The organism is Tenacibaculum sp. SG-28 (assembly GCF_002954385.1).
Lineage (GTDB): Bacteria > Bacteroidota > Bacteroidia > Flavobacteriales > Flavobacteriaceae > Polaribacter.
On the sequence record NZ_MQVY01000006.1, the window covers coordinates 23,276 to 44,861 of the forward strand.

Consider the following 21,586-nt stretch of genomic DNA (forward strand, 5'->3'; position numbering starts at 1 on the left):
GAGCAAGTTAAGTCTTGTATAATCAAGAAATAGGTAATGGCAAAAGGTAGATAAAACATTAATTTGTATATTCGCCACTTATGATTTTAAAACAATTTGACAAGTTAAAAGAATATCTTTTACAACCTAGAAACATAGTTGTCATAGGGCATAGAAATCCCGATGGTGACGCTATTGGGTCTACGCTTGGGTTAAAGCATTATTTTGATTTAAAAGGCCATCAAACGCAAGTTTTAATGCCTAATGAATATCCTGATTTTTTACATTGGATTCCGGGTTCTGAAACAGTTTATCGTTTCGATAGACAAAATAAACAATGCTTACGTGCTTTGCGTAAAGTAGATATAATATTTTTATTAGACTTTAATGCTTTTCACAGGGTAGGAACAGATATGCAAAATACATTGGAAACCATGCGTTGTGATTTCGTTCTCATTGACCATCACCAACAACCCGACGATTTTACCTACATGTATTCCGATACAGAAATGTCATCAACTTGTCAGATGGTGTACAACTTTATTGCTAAAATGGGAGACAAGGGTATGATTAATAAAGATATAGCAACTTGTTTGTATACTGGTATTATGACCGATACCGGCTCTTTTCGTTTTAGATCAACAACAAGCCAAACCCATCGCGTTATAGCAGATTTAATTGACAAGGGTGCTGCAAATGATAGAATTCACAGTAATGTAAATGACGCAAATTCGCAAAGTCGCTTGCTACTTCTCGGGCAAGCGCTATCTAATTTACAGGTATTACCAGAGTTTAAAACAGCGTACATAACCATATCTGAAGAAGAAAAGCGAAAATTTAATTACTCGAAAGGTGATACAGAGGGTATTGTTAACTATGCACTATCGATTAAAGGAATTGTTTTTGGTGTAATCTTTATAGAAGATGCGGAACAAGGAATTACGAAAATTTCATTTCGTTCTAAAGGTACTTTCTCTGTTAATCAATTTGCTCGAAAGTATTTTAATGGTGGCGGTCATGACAATGCAGCAGGAGGAAAGAGCAATTTATCTATCGAAGAAACCGTGAAGAAGTTTACCAGTTTATTACCTAACTATGCCAACGAATTACAAACCTCATATGCGACACTTTAGACCTGTTATTTTTCTAGTTTTTGCATTTGTTTTACTTTCGTGTAAGGAAGAAGTAGCACGAAAACCTAAGCAGCAGGGAAAACAATTTTTTATAATGAATTGATTGAGAAAAATAAGAAGCTAAATGCTGCTGAAAAGAAAAAATTAGAATTGTTAATAGCAAGAGATACCGTAAATGTTTACCTTACCAGTACCAATGGATACTGGTACTTTTACCAGAAAAAAGATAGTTTGGCTAGTCTTACTCCGAAGACAAATGATCAAATAGAAATCGAATTTGATATCAGGAATTTACAGAACGAACTAGTTTATAAAAAACAAAAACGATTTTACACCGTAGATAAAGAGGATTTTATACCTGCTCTGCAAGACGGTGTAAAGAGAATGAAAATAGGAGAAACAGTTACTTTTTTGATTCCATCTTACAGTGCTTTTGGGGTGGTAGGAGATGGAAACAAAATAGGAGTAAACGAGTCTCTTATTAGTACAGTAACTTTACACAACATAAATATTAAAAAGTAAATTATATTAAAATGAGAATAACTAAAATTATTGCCGCTGCGATTGTCGGACTAACTATTGTATCATGTAGTAACGGACAGCTTAAAACAAACAGTTCGCTGAATTCGGATATCGATTCTGTCAGTTATGCTATTGGTGTAGATATGGCTACTAAAATTACCGTGAATTTTAAAGAAGCAGACTATGATATGTTTTTACAAGGTTTTAAAAGTGTATTAGATTCTACAGACTTGAAAATCGATCCCAAGGATGCCAATATTGTCATATCTAATTATTTTAGAAAAGCACAAGAGGATAAGATGAAGTTGATGCAGGAGAAGCAGGAGATTGAGGCCATAAGAAAGTTTGGAGAGTATAAAAAAGTAAATGAAGACTTTTTAGAGAAAAATAAAAATAATTCTGGTGTCGTAACGACGGCTTCAGGATTACAATATTCGGTATTAAAAGAGGGAGAAGGAGAAGCACCTAAAGAAAGCGCTAGGGTTAAAGTACATTATACAGGAACTTTAATTGACGGTACCGTTTTTGATAGTTCTGTGGAGAGAAACCAACCTGCTGAATTTGGTGTTACTCAAGTTATCAAAGGATGGACTGAGGGACTTCAGTTAATGAAGCCAGGAGCGAAATATAAATTCTTTATTCCGCAAGAATTAGCGTATGGTTATCTTCAAAAGGGAGATAAAATTAAACCATTTTCAACCTTGGTTTTTGAAGTGGAGCTTTTAGAAGTAAAATAGAGTTAATAAAAAGTATTTTTTAGGCTAGTATTGTGCTAGCCTAGTTTTTAGTAGATTTATACAAATACCTAATTAAAATGAAATTTAATACTGCTATTTTTGTTCTAGTCACCACTTTATTTTTTTCTTGTAAGTCTGTTAAATATCCAGACTTAGAAAGTGGTATATACGCAGATATCCAAACAAATAGAGGAGATATTCTTTTAAAATTACATAAAGATGAAGTGCCAATGACTGTTGCAAATTTTATTGCATTAGCCGAAGGTAACAATCCGCAAATGACAGATTCCTTGAAAGGAAAACCATATTACGATGCTACTGTATTTCATCGTGTGATTAAAGATTTTATGATTCAAGGAGGTGACATTACTGGAACGGGTAAAGGAAATGCTGGATACCGTTTCCCAGATGAATTTCCAATGAACGAAAAAGGGGAATTACTATTCAAACACGATAAAAAAGGTGTTTTGTCTATGGCAAATTCTGGAGTTAATACCAACTCCAGTCAATTTTTCATAACCCACAAAGCAACACCATGGTTAGATGGGAAGCATACGGTATTTGGTATGGTTCTCAAAGGACAAGAAATCGTAGATACCATTCAAAAAACAATATCATCAATCACATTGAGATACTTCGAGTAGGAAAAGATGCGAAAGCTTTCGACGCTCCTCTTGTTTTTGAAACGGAATTGGCAAATGCGGAAGAAAGGGAAGCCGAAAGAAAGCGTATGCTCGAAAAATTGAAGCAAGAATTTTTGGATAGTATGGGTATTCAGAAAGCGACAGAGACCGCTTCAGGCCTAAAAATACGCTATCTTCAAAAAGGAAAAGGTAAAAAAGTCAATCCAGCATTGCTTACGCAAGCACACTATGAAATTTATACCGCTAATGGAAAAAAGGTAGACTCTAGTATAGAGAAAGGAGAACCTCTAAGTTTTGTAATAGATGAGATGAGTTTAATCGCCGGTTGGAAAGAAGGAGTGAAGACCATGCGCGAAGGAGATAAGGCTGTATTTTTCATTCCATATTACCTTGGGTATGGAGAAAGAGGCATAGGGCCAATTCCTCCAAAAACGGATTTGGTATTAGAGGTTGAAATTCTTAAGGTAGGAAAGTAAATTGATGGAGAGTTTATTTGAATTAGATACAGAGTTACTATTATTTCTAAATAGTTTAGGAAGTCCTCGTTTTGACTCCTTTTGGTTAGCAATAACCAAACAATTTAATTGGGCACCGGTTTTTTTGCTGGTTTTAGTATATATGTTTCGGCAATTAGGAGTTAAAAAAGGGGTGTTTACCTTAGTCTTTTTAATTTTTCTTGTCGCTTTTTCTGATCAGTTCACTAATTTTATAAAGGGTATCACCTCGAGAACAAGACCATGTAATACAGATGCTTTACAAGACCATCTGCGCTATTTTTCCTACAAGCCTAAAGGCTACAGTTTTTGGTCAGGACATGCATCCTTGTCTACTACTTTTACTGTTTTTATGATTCTAATGTTTCGAACGAGATCCAAAAGTATTTATGCACTTCTCGTTTTTCCATTATTCTTTGGATATAGTAGAATATATTTAGGAGTACATTATCCATTAGATGTTACCATGGGATATATTTCTGGAATTATTTTGGGGTGGTTATTTTTTAGACTTTATCGCATACTGCATCAAAAAATATTTAAACAACCCTACTTTTAAAAAGTTAATAAGCATTGCTAAGCATTTTCGAACGAAAATGCTTTTTTTTTAATATATAAGTAATTTGTACTATCTTGCATTTGTTATGCGTGCATAATAAAAAAACAAAAACTATAGAATTATGACAAAGTATAAGCATATATTTAAACCTTTAGATCTTGGATTTACTACGCTTAAAAACAGGGTTTTAATGGGGTCTATGCATACTGGATTAGAAGAAGAAAAGAAGGGGGTTCAAAAAATAGCTACCTACTATGCTGAACGAGCAAGAGGCGGTGTTGGACTTATAGTTACCGGAGGCATCTCTCCGAACGTTCAAGGATGGACTGCGCCATTTTCTGCAAGAATGAGTACTAGAAAACATGTGAGAGAGCATAAAGTTATAACAGAGGCAGTTCATCGAGAAGGGGGTAAGATTTGCATGCAAATCTTACACACCGGACGATATGCATACCATCCATTTAGTGTAGCGCCTTCCGCAATACAAGCTCCCATATCTCCCTTTAAGCCTTTTAAACTGAAGCAATCAGGAATAAAAAGAACCATAAGAGATTTTATTAATTCTGCAAAATTAGCCAAGGAGGCTGGGTATGACGGTATAGAAATAATGGGTTCAGAAGGATACTTAATCAACCAATTTATTGTAAAGAGAACCAATAAAAGAATGGATAGCTGGGGGGGAGAATATGAAAATAGAATTAAGTTACCGGTACAATTAGTTACAGAAACTAGAGAGGCAGTAGGACCAAACTTTATTATCATTTATCGTTTGTCTATGTTAGATTTGGTGGAACAGGGAAGTTCTTGGCAGGAGGTTGTACAATTAGGAAAAGCCATTGAAAAAGCGGGAGCAACAATTATAAATACCGGTATTGGATGGCATGAAGCAAGAATTCCAACAATTGCTACCTCGGTACCTCGGGCTGCTTTTTCTTGGGTAACGCAAAAAATGAAAGCGGAAGTATCCATTCCTTTAATTACCTCTAATCGGATTAATATGCCAGATGTTGCAGAAGATATTTTAGCACAAGGGCATGCGGATATGGTTTCTATGGCAAGACCATTTTTGGCGGACCCGGAGTGGGTTAAAAAAGCAGAAGAAGAAAGAGAAGACGAAATTAACACCTGTATCGCATGTAACCAGGCATGTTTGGATCACGTATTCCAGAAGAAAATTGCCAGTTGTCTCGTAAATCCAAGAGCATGTCATGAAACAGAATTAAATTATAATCCAACGACAGAAAAGAAGCGAATCGCTGTAGTTGGGGCTGGCCCTGCTGGTCTAGCAGCATCTACTATCGCAGCAATGCGTGGACATGATGTTACTTTATACGATGCAGAAAGTGAAATAGGAGGGCAATTTAACATTGCCAAACAAATTCCAGGGAAAGAAGAATTCTACGAGACTATTCGATATTTTAACAAACAGATAGAGCTTCATAATGTAACGGTTCATTTAAATACTAAAGTTACCTCCCAAGAATTGTTAGCGGCAGGTTATGACGAAATTGTACTGGCTACCGGAATTGTACCAAGAAAACCCCCGATTGCTGGAATCGACCATGAAAAAGTGCTGAGTTATATTGATGTAATTAAGCATAAAAAAGAGGTTGGTAAAAGAGTTGCTGTCATTGGTGCAGGAGGGATAGGTTTTGACGTTTCAGAATATTTATCCCACAAAGGAGAAAGTACAAGTCAGAATATCGATGCTTGGCTTCAAGAGTGGGGAATAGATAAATCTTTACAGGCACGAAGTGGTATCGAGGGTGTTTCGCCTGAAGTACATCCATCGCCGAGAGAAATTTTTATGTTCAAAAGAAGTAAAGGTAAGTTTGGAGGAAACCTCGGAAAAACAACCGGTTGGATTCATCGCGCTACTTTGAAAAAGAAAAAAGTACAATTTATCAATGAAGTACAGTATACTAAAATTGATGATAGAGGATTACATTATATAAAAGATGAGCAAGAGCAATTGCTGGAAGTAGATCACATTATTGTTTGTGCAGGGCAGCTTCCTTTCAAAGAATTACACGACCCATTGGTAGCAAAAGGAGCAACAGTGCATGTGATTGGTGGAGCACATGTCGCTGCAGAGTTAGATGCAAAGGAGGCTATTAATCAAGGCAGTAGGTTGGGTGCAATACTCTAAAATATAAATTACTTTTTAACATAAAACAACCATGTGATTGCAATTACGCATGGTTTTTTGTTCGAATAAAGTTCTATTATGCGTACCTGTTAAAAGTAAATTTCCAAGCTAAAATAGCTGCCAATTGTAACATATATTCTTCTTTTCTATTTTATTTTTTAAATAATTACGATATTTGTTTTTACTTTCAATATATAGCTGGGTAATTTTACCTTTTCGCGATAGAAAATAAAATTTAGTATTATGAGTATGAATAAAAATACAGTGCTCGGATGGGCAACTTTTATAATGATTTTTATGGGGGTTTTATTAGTTGCTTTAGCAGTCTTTAAATATGACGAAATTGCAGGATATGGTTTTGGGGCTGTGGGTCTTGGTTTTTTTGCGAATGCATGGGTTTTCAATGCGCTAAAAGGAAGAGTCTAAATAACATATAACAAATATAAATATTATGAGCGACGATAAAAAAGTTATCTTTTCCATGAATAAGGTTTCAAAGACCTATCAAAGTACGGGAAAGCAAGTTTTAAAGGATATTTATTTAAGCTTTTTTTACGGAGCTAAAATTGGGATTTTAGGACTAAATGGTTCTGGTAAATCAACTCTACTAAAGATCATTGCAGGAGTTGAAAAAAACTTTCAAGGAGATGTAGTTTTTTCTCCAGGTTATAAAGTGGGTTATTTAGAACAAGAACCAAAACTAGATGAAGATAAAACAGTATTAGAGATTGTAAAAGAGGGGGTTGCAGATGTGGTAGCAGTTTTGGACGAATACAATAAAATTAATGACATGTTTGGTTTGGAGGAAGTATACTCTGATGCAGATAAGATGCAAAAACTAATGGACAGGCAAGCAGAGCTTCAAGATAAAATTGATGCCTCAAACGCTTGGGAATTAGACACCAAATTAGAAATAGCCATGGATGCACTTAGAACTCCAGAACCGGATAAAAAGATTGGAGTTCTATCCGGAGGGGAGAGAAGAAGGGTTGCACTGTGTAGATTGTTATTGCAAGAACCAGAGATCTTACTTCTAGATGAGCCAACAAACCATTTGGATGCGGAATCGGTACATTGGTTAGAGCATCATCTGGCGCAATACAAGGGTACCGTGATTGCTGTAACACACGATCGTTATTTCTTGGATAATGTAGCAGGGTGGATACTCGAATTAGATAGAGGAGAAGGAATTCCTTGGAAAGGTAATTATTCTTCTTGGTTAGATCAAAAGTCAAAGCGTTTGGCACAAGAAAGTAAAACTGCCTCTAAAAGACAAAAAACATTAGAACGAGAGTTGGAATGGGTTCGACAAGGGGCAAAAGGGCGTCAAGCAAAATCTAAGGCTAGATTAAAGAACTACGACAAATTATTAAATCAAGACCAGAAACAAGCAGAAGAAAAACTAGAAATATTTATTCCCAATGGACCTCGATTAGGTACCAATGTCATCGAGGCAACACAAGTAGCAAAGGCCTATGGGGATAAATTACTATATGAAAAGTTAGAGTTTAATTTACCGCAAGCAGGTATTGTTGGAGTTATTGGACCTAATGGAGCTGGAAAAACTACTATTTTCCGGATGATAATGGGAGAGGAGAAACCAGATTCTGGAACTTTTTCGGTAGGAGATACTGCCAAAATAGCTTATGTAGATCAAAGCCATTCTAATATAGATCCCAATAAGACTATTTGGGAGAATTTTTCGGATAGTCAAGACCTTGTAATGATGGGTGGAAAACAGGTAAATTCAAGAGCCTATTTGAGCAGATTTAATTTTTCTGGAAACGAACAGAATAAGAAAGTGGCTACTTTGTCTGGAGGAGAGCGCAATAGACTGCATTTGGCCATGACCCTAAAGGAGGAAGGAAATGTATTGTTGTTGGATGAGCCTACAAACGATTTAGATGTTAATACGCTTCGAGCATTGGAAGAAGGACTTGAGAATTTTGCTGGATGTGCGGTTGTTATTTCCCATGACCGATGGTTTTTAGATAGGATTTGTACGCATATTCTTGCTTTTGAGGGAGATAGTCAGGTGTATTTCTTTGAAGGCTCTTTTTCGGAGTATGAAGAAAATAAAAAGAAACGTTTAGGAGGCGATTTAATGCCAAAACGAATAAAATATAAGAAGTTAATTCGTTAAGTTAGTCAAATATAAGTCCTTTACAAAGAGCGAAGGATACATAATGAAAGGTAGGCGAGTTATCAGCTTTAAAATTCCTTCACATATAGAATTAAAGTTATCCTATTTTAGAATATGTTTTGTTTTCTATTTTTTGTGGAATTATAATATCGTTAATCTAACAGGAGATTTTTCTTGTAAAATTACATTTCATAATGTATTGTTTTTTTGATATTTTTGAGAAAACTAGTATTTATGAAAAATAATATTGTATTTCTTTTAGCTCTTTTTGTTTTAAACGGAACTATTTTTAGCCAAGAAAAGAAAGATAGCTCTGATTTAGCAGTAACAGAAGAAATTCATTTAAATTGGGCTCCTACTTTTAAAGAAGCTATAAAAAAGTCTAAAAAGGAAAATAAACCGGTGCTAATTTATTTTACTGGTTCGGATTGGTGTGGTCCTTGTATGGTTTTAGATAAAAAGTTATTTCATACTGAAAAATTTAAAACTATTGCAGACAAAGATCTAATACTTTATGAAGCAGACAACCCAAGAAATAAAAATTTAGTGACACCCGATAAATTAAAAGTTAATAATAATTTAAAAAAGAAGTATAAGATAAGTTCTTATCCAGCTCTTGTTTTTGTGAATCATCGCGGTAAGATGATCGATTCTAAAAAAGGATTAATCTTAACAGAATATTACTATCCATTTATCCAGTCTGTTATCGAAAACTATTAAAAATACAACATATAAAAAACCGAAGTATCTACTTCGGTTTTTATTTCTGTCACTAAAAACAGTAACTATTGGTTAATAACTCTAAATGTCGTTCTTCTGTTTTTTCTGTGTTCTGCCTCTGTACATGAAACACCATCCGAACATCTGTTAGTTAATCTAGACTCACCATAACCATTTGCCGTTATTTGACTAGGGTTAACACCTTTCGAGATTAAATAATTGGAAACTGCTTGCGCTCTTTTTTCCGATAACTCTTGGTTGAATTCAGCGGAGCTCTAGAGTCGGTATGCGATTCAATTGCTACTGCAACACCATCTTTAAGGATCGGTAGTAAGGTACCGTCAATTATTGTTTTTGCTTCAGAGGTTAAGGTAGAACTTCCTAAGTTCCAGGTTATCGGTAACAAAGTGTTATCTACAAGAGTACATTCTACCTCTTTCCATGTAGTTAATCCACCCTTGTTAACAAGAACCTCTTTCGTAACTGTTTTGTAAACAGCAGGAACAGTAACTTCTTCTTGCCACGCATCTTTTACAAGAACGATTTTTTTAATAGTTCCATATTCCGCAGGAATTTCTACGGTTCTTGTAGTTGGAGGTGTTACCATTACCCTTTTAGTATAGGTCTTTTCGTATCCAGGAACTGGAGAAGAAGTAGTAGATGCATCTTGTGCTAACTTAGATAACGGTATGGTTACATATTTAGCAGGAACAGGCTTGTAGCACCAATATCTACAATCGTTAGGATCACTAGATTCACAATCGGGAGCTTTTTCACTCATTTCCCAGTTTGCAGATGCGGCTTTAGTTTCTATCGTTTCAGTATCTGGTGAAAAAGTGGCTTTTATTACACGCAATGCATTAGCATCTTCTTTTGCGGTATAAGAAACAGTTTTTGTTTCCCAAACTGGTGGTACAATTTCAAGACGTTGTCCTGCTTCTTTAACTATTACCCTTTCGGTCACAGTTTTGTATTCTGCCGGATAGGTAACGATTTTTTTGTAGGCTGGAGCTACCTCAATAGTAACATCTTCGTTTTTCCATACTTCAGGAGTTTTACACCGAACATAACATTTTCCAGGTTCTGGATTTTCAGGTAAATCTTGTGCAAAAGCTACACCGCCAAACATTAGTAGCGCAGCACTCAATAAAGTGTTTTTCATAATTAAGTTTTTTAACTAATTTTTTATTATTTCCTTTCTTCTTCTACTTTAAGAAGTTTTGCAAGATACAAAATTTCATTCTTTATTGTTAATTTTTTGTTAAAGAAAATGTTAATAAAATTTATTTTAGAAGGTTAGTTACATGTAAATAAATAAGAAATTATTTTGTCCTTCTTGTAAAATTTTATTCAAGAAAACTATTAGTTAATTTGGAGATGAATGTATATAGTATAATTCTCTATAGAACTTTTTTTCAATTGAATTGTATTAAATTTTGAGCCAATTTTTATAAGCTATTAATACAGTATAAACGCTTTTTTACTGTGGATCATAAATAACTATTCTAGTGATTTGTATTATTATGCCTTTCGATTATTTCCCCAAGTGCTATTTTGTATAATGGCTACGGTTATATTTTTTCTCTAGTAATAAAGCTAGATTGTTATAGTTGCTTAATATTGAAAGCATTTTATTTTTTAAAAGTAGATTTATTTTTAAATATTTACGTATATTTGTTTTACTTAGGAGACGTCCTAAGTTCTTTTTCATAGCAATTTTCCCACTCAATTTTTTGAGTGGGTTTTTTTTGAAACCTATTTTTTTACAGTAGACTGTTATACATTCTCATGCACATAGCAGCGGTTTGGGTTAATTCAGTTTTAATATCCTCTAGCGAACCATTTTCATAATGGTAATGAAGCACTGCTTTTGCTACCTCACCTGCTTCTTCAGATAAAATAGCAAGTTTTTTAAAATCACATTTTGGATATTTCGGGTGTTTTTTTTCTGCGCTATGCAGTTCGTTAGCTACTTCTTTTAAGAATTCTCTTTTGTAATAGTTCTCTTTTTTTTGGTATTGTATTAGTTCTGTTTCCAGCCATTTTTCATAGGATGAATTAGTGAAGTCTGTTGCAATGTTGCTGCCTGTTTGTTTTTGAAATTTGGCTTTGAGTTCCTTCATTAGTTATTGTTTTGTTCGGTGTAATTTATAAAAAAAAATACATTCAGATATTCTATTTTGAATTACTAATTGTGTTTTTATTACCTATTGAAAAATAAGTACCTGTGAAATTCTATAAGTATAAAAAAAATTCTTTACGGTAAAGACAAAAAAAAACTTGCGTGTGCAAGTTTTCTTTAATCCCCTAAAAAAATCCGAAGCAATAGCTCCGGATTTGCGGAGAAAGAGGGATTCGAACCCCCGGTCCTGTTACAGACAACGGTTTTCAAGACCGCCGCATTCGACCACTCTGCCATTTCTCCTTAGACATACATTAGTTATTTCCCTAATGCGGATGCAAATATAGAACCTTTTTTTAGATAACAACAAATTTTAAATGCTTTTTTTTTACTTATTTTTTCTTTCATCGTTAAGTATTTTAATATCAATAGATTTAGTCTTTTTACTTATTAATTACTCTTTTCTTGTTTTATTATATTAGCATAGATATTCCACTTTGCACTCTTTTTTTTACTATTTAGTGATGTTATTATCATAAATAATTCTACTTTCGTTTTAAATTTAGTAGATATGTTTAACACGTTTGGAAATATTTTAAAACTAACCACATTTGGTGAGTCACATGGTGTTGCTATTGGCGGCGTAATTGACGGTTTTCCTGCAGGATTAAAGGTGAACTTTGAAGCTATTCAACAAGAGTTAAACAGGCGGAAGCCAGGTCAATCTAAAATTGTAACGCAGCGAAAAGAACCAGATCAAGTAGAATTTCTGTCCGGTATCTTTGATGGTGTTACCACCGGTACCTCGATTGGTTTTATAATTAAGAATACAAATCAGAAAAGTAAAGATTATAACCACAATACGAATGTTTACCGCCCCTCCCATGCAGATTATACTTACGATAAAAAGTTTGGTGTGAGAGATTATCGTGGGGGAGGTAGAACTTCTGCTAGAGAAACTGCCAATTGGGTTGTTGCTGGAGCTCTTGCAAAGCAATTAATTGCGCATATTTCAATCAATGCTTATACTTCCTCTGTCGGAGATATTTTTTTAGAAAAGCCTTATCAATCCCTTGATTTTTCAAAAATTGAAGAGAATATAGTTCGTTGTCCTGATGTGGAGTTTGCGACTAAGATGATTGATAAAATAAAGGATATAAGAAAACAAGGCGATACTATTGGTGGAACTATTACTTGTGTGGTACAAAATGTTCCATTAGGTCTTGGAGAACCAATCTTTTCGAAATTACATGCAGAATTAGGTAGAGCGATGTTATCTATTAATGCAGTTAAAGGATTTGAGTTCGGGAGTGGCTTTTGTGGTGCTAAAATGACTGGTTCAGAGCACAACGATATTTTTAATAAAGATGGTTCTACCGAATCTAATTTATCTGGTGGTATACAGGAGGAATATCTAATGGTATGGATATTTATTTTAGAGTTGCCTTCAAGCCGGTTGCAACTATTATGCAAAACCAGCCTACCATAGACGCGGAAGGAAAAAGTACAGAAATACAAGGTAAAGGAAGACACGATCCTTGTGTTGTGCCGAGAGCTGTACCTATTGTTGAAGCTATGGCTGCACTTGTTTTAGCCGACTTTTGGTTACTTCATAAAACGCGAAAGTTAAACTAGTATCATGCTTTTCATGGTGCTAATTATTAAGAGGTACATATAATTTAGTAGGTATTTATATAATGCGAATACCTTTTATGAAAATAAAAAAGCCAGAGATTTAAATTCTCTGGCTTTTTTATTCTAATGATAATACTTTATGCTAGCATCGTAACGGGATTCTCTATGTACGTTTTAAGTGTTTGTAAAAATTGTGCACCAATGGCACCATCTACAGTTCTATGATCGCATGCTAAAGTTAATTTCATGGTATTACCGACTACAATAGCACCATTTTTTACTACAGGTTTCTCCACAATGGCACCAACAGATAGTATTGCAGAGTTTGGTTGGTTTATAATGGATGTAAAACTCTCTATACCAAACATACCTAAATTGGATACAGTGAACGTGCTACCTTGCATTTCGTTAGGCGTTAATTTTTTATTTCTTGCACGTGTGGCTAGATCTTTAACTTGAATATCAATTTCATTAACATTCATGTAATCTGTATGTCTAAGCACAGGAACTACCAATCCATCAGGTACAGCAACAGCTACACCTATATTTATTGCCTTATGCACTTTGATCGCGGTTTCGTTCCAGGTAGTATTAACTTGTGGATGTTTTCGTAATGCCATAGCACAGGCTTTTACCACCATATCATTAAAAGAAACTTTTACATCTGGCATCTCATTAATGGTTTTTCTTGAAGCTATTGCATTGTCCATATCTACTTCAATATTCAAGTAGAAATGAGGCGCACTGAATTTTGAATTCCCCAATGACTTTGCGATTGCTTTTCGCATGGATGAATTCTTTATTTCTTCAAAACCTTCTTCTCCTGCAATCGAAAAATTAGACACTGGTGAAACACTGGTTGGTGCACTCTCGGTTTCTGTTTTTACAAAGGAAGGAGTGTAATTTTCAACATCTTTTTTTATGATTCTACCATTTTCTCCGGTACCAGTAATAGCCGCAAGATTAATACCTTTGTCTTTCGCTATTTTTTTTGCCAAAGGAGAGGCTAGAATTCTACCACCATTGTTGGTTGTAATCTTTGCATCAGAAACACTATTACTTTGTTCAGTTGCAGCTACAGTCGAGTCTTTTGTATCATTTGTATTGCTTTCTGTAGTAGTAGACTCGTTTGTATTTAAATCACCAGTTTGATGCGCCGCTAAGATTGGAGCAACATCGGTTCCTTCCGCTCCAATAATAGCCAGTAGGCTATCTACAGGTGCTGCATCTCCTTCTTGGACTCCAATATGTAGTAATGTACCCTCGTAAAAAGATTCAAACTCCATAGTAGCTTTATCAGTTTCAATTTCAGCCAATATATCACCTTCTTCTATTTTATCCCCTATGGCTTTTAACCACGAAGCAACTGTACCTTCTGTCATTGTATCACTGAGACGTGGCATGGTAACAATTTGAACTCCTTCTGGAATCGCTATTGTTTCATGATTTTTTGGAGCCGAAACCACTTCTTCAGTATTGGGAACTTCAGATTCCTCTTTGGTATTATTCGTAGCATTAAGTAGGGCAGCATAGTCTTCTCCTTCTTCACCAATGATAGCTAATAGACTGTCTACTGGTGCTGTTTCTCCTTCCTGTACACCAATATGAAGCAATGTTCCTTCATAAAAGGATTCAAATTCCATTGTAGCTTTATCGGTCTCAATTTCTGCTAAAATATCTCCTTCCTCTACCTTATCTCCAACACTCTTTAACCATTGTGCCACAACACCCTCTTCCATTGTGTCACTTAAACGAGGCATATTAATAACTGTTGCCATATAATTTTTCTTTTGTTGGATTAATTATTTGATGAAAGGATAGTCTTCTTGTTCGTAAACCATGTCATGTAAAAGGTTCGCATCTGGATAAGGTGATTCTTCTGCGAATTTCTCACACTCCTTTACCAATTCTTTTACTTCTTTATTTATGGCGTCTATATCTTCTTCTGAAGCATATTTGTTTTCTTTAATGATGTCTAATACCTGCGTAATCGGGTCAATTTTTTTGTATTCTTCCACCTCTTCTTTCGTTCTGTAATGCTGTGCATCCGACATAGAATGACCTCTATATCGGTAGGTTTTCATTTCTAAGAAGGTAGGTCCTTCTCCTCTTCGTGCCCTCTGAATCGCCTCATCAACTGCCTCTGCTACTTTAATCGGATTCATTCCATCTACGGGGCCACAAGGCATTTCGTACCCTAAACCAAGTTTCCAAATATCGGTGTGATTTGCGGTTCTCTCTACCGATGTTCCCATGGCATACCCATTGTTTTCCACTATAAAAACAACTGGTAATTTCCAATTCATTGCCATATTGAACGTCTCGTGTAAAGACCCTTGTCTGGACGCTCCATCTCCAAAATAACATAAAGTTACTGCGTCATTTCCTTTGTATTTATCACCAAAAGCAATACCAGCTCCTAGAGGAATCTGTCCGCCAACAATTCCATGTCCTCCGTAAAAACGATGTTCTTTTGAGAATATGTGCATGGAACCTCCCATTCCGTGTGAAGTACCGGTAGCTTTTCCGTATAGTTCGGCCATAACTCTTTTAGGGTCCTCTCCCATACCGATAGGTTGTACGTGATTACGGTACGCAGTAATCATTTTGTCTTTGGATAAATCCATCGCGTGTAATGACCCTGCTAAAACAGCCTCCTGACCGTTATATAAGTGTAAAAAACCTCTTACTTTTTGTTGGATGTAAACCGCTGCTAGTTTATCTTCAAATTTCCTCCAAAATAACATGTCTCTATACCAATTGATATAGGTTTCCTTGGTGATTTCTTTCATTATATATTAGTTGTTTATTTATTGTTTGTCCTGAATGTTTCAAAACTAAGCTACAAAAATAGTAGTTTTTGATAACTAAAAAAAAAGTTGCAATAAAACTTTTAACGATTACGCTAGAAATATGTGGTTTACTTTTCCTTTGCAATAATAATAGATGCTTTAGCGCCTGTAGCTAAATTCCATTGGTTAGAGGATAGCAGCATTCCAGCATCATTAAATATTTTAAAGGCTGCTGTGTTTGGGCCAGAGGTCCCTTGATTTAACGCTAAAATTTCTATGGTATTTATACCATCATCTAATGGAATATTAAAGGATTGAAAGCTTTGTTTTAAAACTATATTAGAAACAACTGGAATGCCATTTATGAAGATAGTTACTTTATCTCCATCCGGATATTGAAAATCTCTACAAATGATATTTACACTACCAGATTTGGTAGAAAAGCTACCTAAATCTTGGTCTACAACCGGGTATTGAAATTGACCATTTATCTTTTGAAAAGATTTCAAATATTGTTCTTCTGCGACTTTAGCTTTTGTAAGTATTCCCTGGTTTAGATATTGGTTTTCTTTCTGTTGCTTTTTTAGTCTTTTTTGTTCCTCTTGATGAGCGGTTTTAAATCCATTGTCATTCTCAAAGTCTAAGGTTTTTGGTTTTTCTAATGGTTTTGCAGAAACGGAGAAAGACCCTGAAGGTACATTTCCCTTTTTAGTACCATTGGATGGATTATCTAATTGTGCTTTACCCGATAAAGAAAAGCAAAAGCAAAAAACACAAAGTAAAATTCTAAACAAATTCAAAATTACAATTATTACCCTAACAAAGATACTACGGATTTTCTTTTTTTATCTAAAGGAACCGTTAAAAACTCATTTTATTTTAAAATCAAAGTAGGTGTTCGGGAAAGGTTCTTTTCGGAGTGTAAAATGCCACCATTCATTTTTATATGGTCTAAAACCATACTTTTGCATCACCTTTTGCAATAAGGACCGATTTTCTATCTGCTGCGCAGTTAAATTTTCATTACTTATGTGTGAAATTTCTCCAAAAAAATCAAAGGGACTACCCATGTCTAAATCTTGTTTAGTTACGAAGTCTATGATGGTTACATCTACTGAACTCCCTCTTGAATGCCCTGATTTTGAGGCAATATAGCCTAGTTTAAAAAGGTTTTTTTTTTCTACATTTGGGTAATACACCCTTTTCATTAGTGTGTCATCGACTACTCTTGCCCATCGAACAAAATGATTCACAGCTTGTTGCGGGCGGTAAGCGTCAAATACTTTTAAACTGAATCCTTTTTTTAAAAGCTCGCTTTGTACATTTTTTAAGGCTTTAGCCGTTGCCGTAGAGGTAATAAGAACGTCTTCCTCGTAACCGTCTATCTTCATTCCAACAAAATTAGTACTTCCAAGGTATCTTAAATCCGTTGCAATGGTTGGTGCAATATCTTTCACATAAGAGAAGCCTGGAGGTAGTTGGCTAAATATTGGTGATGAAAAATAGAGATATCCTAAAAGAAAAATAAAACGTTTTATCATCTATTTAATTTTTACTATGTAATTGTTAGATAATTGGGTTTCTCTTGTGTTTTTGTCAATGAACTTAATATTCAATCGGGTGATTGGGTAATAGTCAATTTTCTCCACAATTTCCATAGGAACTGCCTTTTTTTGCAGCCATTCAAACTGCCCCTCATTGATGAAAAATATCTCGTTTTTATGATTTTTAATTTCTTTTACAGGGACTCTATTTATCTTCTTATCGGTATAAAATTCAAATCCTTTACTGTTGTATAATTTGTACACCAAATCACTATTCAATTCCTTTTTAATAACATTTATTTCAGGTAAATTTTTATTTACATATCGAGCCGCTTTAACTCCCCCTTGATACGGTAAAAGATTTGGGTAAAAATCAGTCATCATAAACCAGTACAGCAAAATATATGAAAGTGTGCTGTATAAAAAAGTTTTATTGATTTGACTTAATTTTTGATCTTTAAAGACCATATAGGAAACACCTGCTATGACTAGTAATCCTGTAATAAAGTATACGCTAACCGAACCAAACATATAAATTGCTAAGATTGGAATTACTACTATTCCAACTGCAATAATAAAAAATTGAATAACGGTGTAGGACCGAATGTAGTTTTTGTATTGTTCTTTGAGTTTTACAATAAAATCAGCTGTTATAATCGCCATGAATGGAAAGACAATATTGGTGTAATGTGCTAATTGAAATTTACTTAAAGAAAATACTAAGATAGTGGCTAAACTTCCAAAAAGACTATAGTATTCCTCTGTTTTAGAGACCTTTTTTACATTTCTTTTTATCTTCAAAAATGTAGCCAAATAAAATAAGATACTCCAGGGTAAAAACGCCCAAAGTATGGTGTGTAAAAAGAAAAAAATATCACCCTTGCTTTTTACAATAGGGCCGTTGTTAAAAAAACGTCCGAATTGACTGTCCCAAAAGAAAAATTTTATTCCGGATACATTGTTTCTTCCAAAAACTATTTTTTCTGGGTGACTATCAAACTGTTGGTACAAGGAATATAGTTCTGGTATTGTAAAAATAAACACCAACACTATGGCCAAAAGCCAATAAGGAGAGAATAATGTTTTCCAGTTTCTTTTTAATGTCAATTCCCCTACTAATGCAGCGATTATTGGAATGAGCGTAAACATTCCCTTTGTCATTAGTGAGAAGGCAGCAAATGCGCTACCTAAAATTAAAAATAATAGTTTCTTTTGTCGAATGTACAAATGAAAATAATAAACTGCCGCTATAATAGTTGCGGTTAAAAATGGTTCTGCTCTTACATCGAAATTTGAGATAACACTATGCAAAGAAGTTGCTAAAATAATTGCCGCATATACTGCCGTTTCTTTAGTGTAGTTTTCTTTGGTAAATTTATAGGTGATCCAAACAGCAAAAAAGAAAAATATAACTGCTGGAAGTTTATACGTAAAACTACTTATGCCTAAAATTTGAAATGTTAACGCGGTAATCCAAAACGGAAAATGAGGTTTGTCTAACCAATCATTACCTAACGAGTATAAATTAATAAAATCGTTATTAAGAGACATCGTTTTAGCAATAGAGGCATAAAGAGCACCATCTGGTGCCATGATATCTAAAAATAAACCAGCAATAGTAACTATTAAAACCAGTCCAAAACTAAGATAAATATACTTTTTATGCATCTGCCATAGTATTTAAATTTGCTAAAATAAATTAAATAATAAGAATTTATTGTAATTGATCAGACAAATTATCAATTTTAACTACTGGTTTGTTCTAGACTATTTATAAAAAAAACCGAAGCAAAAAGCTTCGGCTTGTAAACTAATAAAACCAAGTATTAGTGACATCAGGTGTTAGCTAACTAATGTCCTAATTTTTTTATTTCCTATCTATTGTACTAGTGTTATTGATGTCGTGCATCTTGTTGGTGGCAACAATTTCTTGTTGGTTTATTCTATCAAAGATTTCTGATGCAGAGAAACTTTCTATTTCTTCACCCGCTGCACACATAACTAGTATCGCCCATAAAAACATTGCTATTTTTATAAAAACATTACCTTTAAAAAAGAAGTCGAATATTGCGTCCATTTTATTATTTTTCTATCAATTTTACCAGATTTTAAATGGTGTTTTATCATCTTCACTGTCATAAATTCTAATAAAACCATGCGTTTTATTGCCGATACTTATCCCTTTTGAAGAAGAGGTTCCCTCGAATCCATCGTTACAATTTACTTTTAAATTGTAGTTCTTTATTTTACCATTTGGATAAAATTCAGAATCAGAATAATCTATGCTAATGTTTTTTCGTTCTTTAAACCACCTCGCAAGCTTTTGTAGTTGGCTTCTTGTTGTTTCTTTTGTAATAATTAATTCTGCTTTGTAATCATTTATAGTACTGTCGTATAAGAAGCTATTGTTGGTTGTATTTACTGAGACCTTCTCATTATCATCAGATCCTGAAGATTCTTTCGCCTCACAATCTTCACACTCAAGTCCTTTTTCTGTCATTTTAAATTTATGATTTACTATATCTCTGTAGTACCTATCATTTACCGTGTTAATATTTCTATCTAGGAAATATTTAGATGAATTTTCAAAATAGAGTACTGTATTTTCCGGAACGTATACAATTACTTTTATCTCTTCATCTTTCCATAAATTGTTGAGGTCGCTTAGGAAAAATGCATCGAAAGTTATGGTGTTATTGTTTTGTTTGAAATTATATTTGATGGCAGCAGCATTATTATTTGCTTTTATTCTTTTTTTACCTTCCGACATTTTTTTAACTCGTATGTATGCTTCTTCTGATTCACTTTTTCTTACATCTATTCTAATGTCGTTTGAATATTTAACCTCTTTGTCGTTCTCAAATACCCTAATAGCATTACTTTTTTGATATAGATTTTCTAGGTAATGTAATTCATCATCATTAATTACTTTAATTTTTAAAGGTTCGTTTTGATCGAAACCCAAACTGTGTTTTTCAATCTTTGTACCATCATAGGCATTTTGGTACTCTTGCTCAATCGCAGTAAATATTATTGTAAACAAACTAATTAACCATATTCCAAACAATGTTATCGCAGTTGTTGTACTTATTCTCTTGATATTTGGGGATAAAATTCGTAAACCTAAAATTAGTAAGATCACGAAAGGAATTCCAATTAAGATAAAAAGAACGATGGCTAAAATCCATTTTGGTATGGTAGCATCATAGATAAAAGGTGGATAAATAGTAATATCATTATCTAGGGTTAATACTTCAATACTCCCAAAGGAAAACAAACCAAACACGAGTGAAATTAAAGTTATTGCAGAGGTTATTATTAACACAACTCCAATGAACTTACCCAGTACTTTAAAAACAGCAAGTAAAATCTTACCTACGGTATCTAGGAGATCTTGTATGCCTGATTTTGATTTGTTGCGCATTTCTGAAAAATCTGTATTGGAGATTTTGTCTCCAATTTCACTAGCACCATCTTTTAATTTCGTAGACAGGTTTTCAAACTCGTTACGAATTTTTTTTTCTATGTTATCAATATTTACAGCTTCTCCTTCCATTTGTAATTTTTCTGAGGTTGTCTTAGCCTCTGGAAGCAGAATCCATAAAATGATGTAAACCAATGGCGAAAAACCACTGAAGGTTAACAGTATAAAAGTCAGGCGGATCCATATAGAATCGATTCCGATAAAATGTCCTAAACCAGAACAAACTCCTCCGAGGAACTTATCGTCTCCGTCTCGAAATAATTTTTTTGTATTTCTTTTTTTCGATGAATAGGAACTCGTAGTTTCGGTATATCCTTCCTCTGCCTCGGCATAATCTTCTGGCTGTCCCATTATAGCAATAATTTCCTCTATATCACTTTCATTTACTACCTGTCTCACATCAGTGATTCTTTCTGATAAAAGTTCGCTAATACGTGTTTCTATATCCGCTATAATTTCACTTTTACCCTGTGGATCGTCTCCTAAAGATTTTGCGATGGCATCTAAATATCGTTTTAATTTTTGGTAGGCATTTTCATCGATGTGGAAGAAAAATCCGCCTAAATTTATGTTGAGTGTCTTATTCATTTTCCGTTGATTTTATGGTAGTGACTTGGTTTACTGCATTTACTAAATTTTCCCAGGTTTTATCTAGTTCCTTTAGGAATAACTGGCCGTTTTCAGTTAAAACATAATATTTTCGTGGTGGTCCGGAGGTAGACTCCTCCCATCTGTAGGATAATAATCCTGCGTTTTTTAATCGCGTTAATAATGGGTAGATAGTACCTTCTACCACTATCATATGGGCGTTTTTTAGTGTGGATAGAATTTCAGAGGTATAGGCGTCTCCTTTATTTAAAATTGAGAGTATACAATATTCTAGCACACCCTTACGCATTTGCGCTTTTGTATTTTCTATTTTCATAAAT

General features: G+C 34.2%; 21 protein-coding genes, 1 tRNA gene and 1 pseudogene. 11 read left to right on the top strand and 12 right to left on the bottom strand.

The features are described 5' to 3' along the window. Positions 1 to 80 precede the first annotated feature (80 nt). From BSU00_RS11895 to BSU00_RS11935, 10 genes are all read left to right on the top strand, one after another. Positions 81 to 1,112: a bifunctional oligoribonuclease/PAP phosphatase NrnA gene (locus tag BSU00_RS11895; protein ID WP_105004575.1), complete on the top strand. Its 1,032-nt coding sequence runs from the start codon at positions 81 to 83 to the stop codon at positions 1,110 to 1,112. A gap of 99 nt (positions 1,113 to 1,211) precedes the next feature. After that, positions 1,212 to 1,634 carry an FKBP-type peptidyl-prolyl cis-trans isomerase gene (locus BSU00_RS11900; RefSeq protein WP_158254435.1) on the top strand — a complete coding sequence of 141 codons (423 nt, stop codon included), beginning with the start codon at positions 1,212 to 1,214 and terminating at the stop codon, positions 1,632 to 1,634. Positions 1,635 to 1,645: 11 nt separating this feature from the next. Further along, positions 1,646 to 2,371 carry an FKBP-type peptidyl-prolyl cis-trans isomerase gene (locus BSU00_RS14120; RefSeq protein ID WP_105004577.1) on the top strand — a complete coding sequence of 242 codons (726 nt, stop codon included), beginning with the start codon at positions 1,646 to 1,648 and terminating at the stop codon, positions 2,369 to 2,371. 77 nt (positions 2,372 to 2,448) lie between these two features. After that, the gene (locus BSU00_RS14125; protein WP_369820336.1) at positions 2,449 to 3,015 is read left to right on the top strand and encodes a peptidylprolyl isomerase; all 567 of its coding nucleotides are present in this window, start codon (positions 2,449 to 2,451) and stop codon (positions 3,013 to 3,015) included. Then, positions 2,907 to 3,491: an FKBP-type peptidyl-prolyl cis-trans isomerase gene (locus BSU00_RS14130; protein ID WP_369820337.1), complete on the top strand. Its 585-nt coding sequence runs from the start codon at positions 2,907 to 2,909 to the stop codon at positions 3,489 to 3,491. Before BSU00_RS14125 ends, BSU00_RS14130 begins: the two co-directional genes overlap by 109 nt. Before the next feature lie 4 nt (positions 3,492 to 3,495). Then, a complete protein-coding gene (locus BSU00_RS11915; RefSeq protein ID WP_105004578.1) occupies positions 3,496 to 4,068 on the top strand; it encodes a phosphatase PAP2 family protein in 573 nt (190 codons plus the stop codon). Positions 4,069 to 4,189: 121 nt separating this feature from the next. Then, entirely contained in the window at positions 4,190 to 6,217 is a 2,028-nt protein-coding gene (locus tag BSU00_RS11920) for an NADPH-dependent 2,4-dienoyl-CoA reductase (protein WP_105004579.1), read from the top strand. Positions 6,218 to 6,460: 243 nt separating this feature from the next. Next, on the top strand, positions 6,461 to 6,643 hold the full coding sequence (locus BSU00_RS11925; protein ID WP_105004580.1) for a CAL67264 family membrane protein: 183 nt from the start codon (positions 6,461 to 6,463) through the stop codon (positions 6,641 to 6,643). Positions 6,644 to 6,668: 25 nt separating this feature from the next. Further along, the gene (ettA, locus tag BSU00_RS11930) at positions 6,669 to 8,360 is read left to right on the top strand and encodes an energy-dependent translational throttle protein EttA (protein ID WP_105004581.1); all 1,692 of its coding nucleotides are present in this window, start codon (positions 6,669 to 6,671) and stop codon (positions 8,358 to 8,360) included. A gap of 234 nt (positions 8,361 to 8,594) precedes the next feature. Further along, positions 8,595 to 9,080, top strand: a complete 486-nt coding sequence (locus BSU00_RS11935; RefSeq protein ID WP_105004582.1) for a thioredoxin family protein — start codon at positions 8,595 to 8,597, stop codon at positions 9,078 to 9,080. Between the two features lie 65 nt (positions 9,081 to 9,145). Here BSU00_RS11935 and BSU00_RS14135 read toward each other — a convergent pair whose 3' ends face one another. From BSU00_RS14135 to BSU00_RS11950, 4 genes are all read right to left on the bottom strand, one after another. Then, entirely contained in the window at positions 9,146 to 9,292 is a 147-nt protein-coding gene (locus BSU00_RS14135; protein ID WP_369820339.1) for an OmpA family protein, read from the bottom strand. Next, positions 9,292 to 10,242, bottom strand: coding sequence for an OmpA family protein (locus BSU00_RS11940; RefSeq protein ID WP_369820338.1), 951 nt, complete (start codon positions 10,240 to 10,242; stop codon positions 9,292 to 9,294). The genes BSU00_RS14135 and BSU00_RS11940 overlap by 1 nt, the downstream gene beginning before the upstream one ends. A 601-nt stretch (positions 10,243 to 10,843) precedes the next feature. Next, positions 10,844 to 11,203, bottom strand: coding sequence for a hypothetical protein (locus BSU00_RS11945; protein ID WP_105004583.1), 360 nt, complete (start codon positions 11,201 to 11,203; stop codon positions 10,844 to 10,846). 217 nt (positions 11,204 to 11,420) lie between these two features. Continuing rightward, a tRNA-Ser gene (locus tag BSU00_RS11950) sits at positions 11,421 to 11,505 on the bottom strand. A 268-nt stretch (positions 11,506 to 11,773) separates the two neighbouring features. Here BSU00_RS11950 and aroC point away from each other — a divergent pair. Further along, a pseudogene (gene aroC, locus BSU00_RS11955) lies at positions 11,774 to 12,837 on the top strand (chorismate synthase). 137 nt (positions 12,838 to 12,974) lie between these two features. On the opposite strand, the gene BSU00_RS11960 reads toward aroC, so the two are convergent. The 8 genes from BSU00_RS11960 to BSU00_RS11995 all read right to left on the bottom strand — a co-directional run bounded on the left by BSU00_RS11960 (position 12,975) and on the right by BSU00_RS11995 (position 21,582). Continuing rightward, a complete protein-coding gene (locus tag BSU00_RS11960) occupies positions 12,975 to 14,615 on the bottom strand; it encodes a pyruvate dehydrogenase complex dihydrolipoamide acetyltransferase (protein ID WP_105004584.1) in 1,641 nt (546 codons plus the stop codon). Positions 14,616 to 14,639: 24 nt separating this feature from the next. After that, complete coding sequence (gene pdhA, locus BSU00_RS11965) at positions 14,640 to 15,629, bottom strand: pyruvate dehydrogenase (acetyl-transferring) E1 component subunit alpha (protein ID WP_105004585.1); 990 nt, start codon at positions 15,627 to 15,629, stop codon at positions 14,640 to 14,642. Positions 15,630 to 15,757: 128 nt separating this feature from the next. Further along, on the bottom strand, positions 15,758 to 16,429 hold the full coding sequence (locus BSU00_RS11970; RefSeq protein WP_233188727.1) for a hypothetical protein: 672 nt from the start codon (positions 16,427 to 16,429) through the stop codon (positions 15,758 to 15,760). Between the two features lie 69 nt (positions 16,430 to 16,498). Further along, the gene (locus BSU00_RS11975; RefSeq protein ID WP_105004586.1) at positions 16,499 to 17,170 is read right to left on the bottom strand and encodes a M15 family metallopeptidase; all 672 of its coding nucleotides are present in this window, start codon (positions 17,168 to 17,170) and stop codon (positions 16,499 to 16,501) included. Beyond that, entirely contained in the window at positions 17,171 to 18,841 is a 1,671-nt protein-coding gene (locus tag BSU00_RS11980; protein WP_105004587.1) for a glycosyltransferase family 39 protein, read from the bottom strand. Between the two features lie 199 nt (positions 18,842 to 19,040). Further along, the gene (locus BSU00_RS11985) at positions 19,041 to 19,250 is read right to left on the bottom strand and encodes a hypothetical protein (RefSeq protein ID WP_105004588.1); all 210 of its coding nucleotides are present in this window, start codon (positions 19,248 to 19,250) and stop codon (positions 19,041 to 19,043) included. 21 nt (positions 19,251 to 19,271) lie between these two features. Continuing rightward, positions 19,272 to 21,245: a PspC domain-containing protein gene (locus tag BSU00_RS11990; RefSeq protein WP_105004589.1), complete on the bottom strand. Its 1,974-nt coding sequence runs from the start codon at positions 21,243 to 21,245 to the stop codon at positions 19,272 to 19,274. Next, positions 21,238 to 21,582 carry a PadR family transcriptional regulator gene (locus BSU00_RS11995; protein ID WP_105004590.1) on the bottom strand — a complete coding sequence of 115 codons (345 nt, stop codon included), beginning with the start codon at positions 21,580 to 21,582 and terminating at the stop codon, positions 21,238 to 21,240. Before BSU00_RS11995 ends, BSU00_RS11990 begins: the two co-directional genes overlap by 8 nt. Positions 21,583 to 21,586: the final 4 nt, after the last annotated feature.

Bases quoted from the DNA above. Each gene is read 5' to 3' on its own strand.
- BSU00_RS11975 (WP_105004586.1), bottom strand. From the start codon at position 17,170: ATGATAAAACGTTTTATTTTTCTTTTAGGATATCTCTATTTTTCATCA.
- BSU00_RS11895 (WP_105004575.1), top strand. From the start codon at position 81: ATGATTTTAAAACAATTTGACAAGTTAAAAGAATATCTTTTACAACCT.
- BSU00_RS11915 (WP_105004578.1), top strand. From the start codon at position 3,496: ATGGAGAGTTTATTTGAATTAGATACAGAGTTACTATTATTTCTAAAT.
- BSU00_RS14120 (WP_105004577.1), top strand. From the start codon at position 1,646: ATGAGAATAACTAAAATTATTGCCGCTGCGATTGTCGGACTAACTATT.
- BSU00_RS14130 (WP_369820337.1), top strand. From the start codon at position 2,907: ATGGTTAGATGGGAAGCATACGGTATTTGGTATGGTTCTCAAAGGACA.
- BSU00_RS11995 (WP_105004590.1), bottom strand. From the start codon at position 21,582: ATGAAAATAGAAAATACAAAAGCGCAAATGCGTAAGGGTGTGCTAGAA.
- BSU00_RS11990 (WP_105004589.1), bottom strand. From the start codon at position 21,245: ATGAATAAGACACTCAACATAAATTTAGGCGGATTTTTCTTCCACATC.
- BSU00_RS11960 (WP_105004584.1), bottom strand. From the start codon at position 14,615: ATGGCAACAGTTATTAATATGCCTCGTTTAAGTGACACAATGGAAGAG.
- pdhA (WP_105004585.1), bottom strand. From the start codon at position 15,629: ATGAAAGAAATCACCAAGGAAACCTATATCAATTGGTATAGAGACATG.
- ettA (WP_105004581.1), top strand. From the start codon at position 6,669: ATGAGCGACGATAAAAAAGTTATCTTTTCCATGAATAAGGTTTCAAAG.
- BSU00_RS11925 (WP_105004580.1), top strand. From the start codon at position 6,461: ATGAGTATGAATAAAAATACAGTGCTCGGATGGGCAACTTTTATAATG.
- BSU00_RS14125 (WP_369820336.1), top strand. From the start codon at position 2,449: ATGAAATTTAATACTGCTATTTTTGTTCTAGTCACCACTTTATTTTTT.
- BSU00_RS11940 (WP_369820338.1), bottom strand. From the start codon at position 10,242: ATGAAAAACACTTTATTGAGTGCTGCGCTACTAATGTTTGGCGGTGTA.
- BSU00_RS11945 (WP_105004583.1), bottom strand. From the start codon at position 11,203: ATGAAGGAACTCAAAGCCAAATTTCAAAAACAAACAGGCAGCAACATT.
- BSU00_RS11985 (WP_105004588.1), bottom strand. From the start codon at position 19,250: ATGGACGCAATATTCGACTTCTTTTTTAAAGGTAATGTTTTTATAAAA.
- BSU00_RS11935 (WP_105004582.1), top strand. From the start codon at position 8,595: ATGAAAAATAATATTGTATTTCTTTTAGCTCTTTTTGTTTTAAACGGA.
- BSU00_RS11920 (WP_105004579.1), top strand. From the start codon at position 4,190: ATGACAAAGTATAAGCATATATTTAAACCTTTAGATCTTGGATTTACT.
- BSU00_RS11980 (WP_105004587.1), bottom strand. From the start codon at position 18,841: ATGCATAAAAAGTATATTTATCTTAGTTTTGGACTGGTTTTAATAGTT.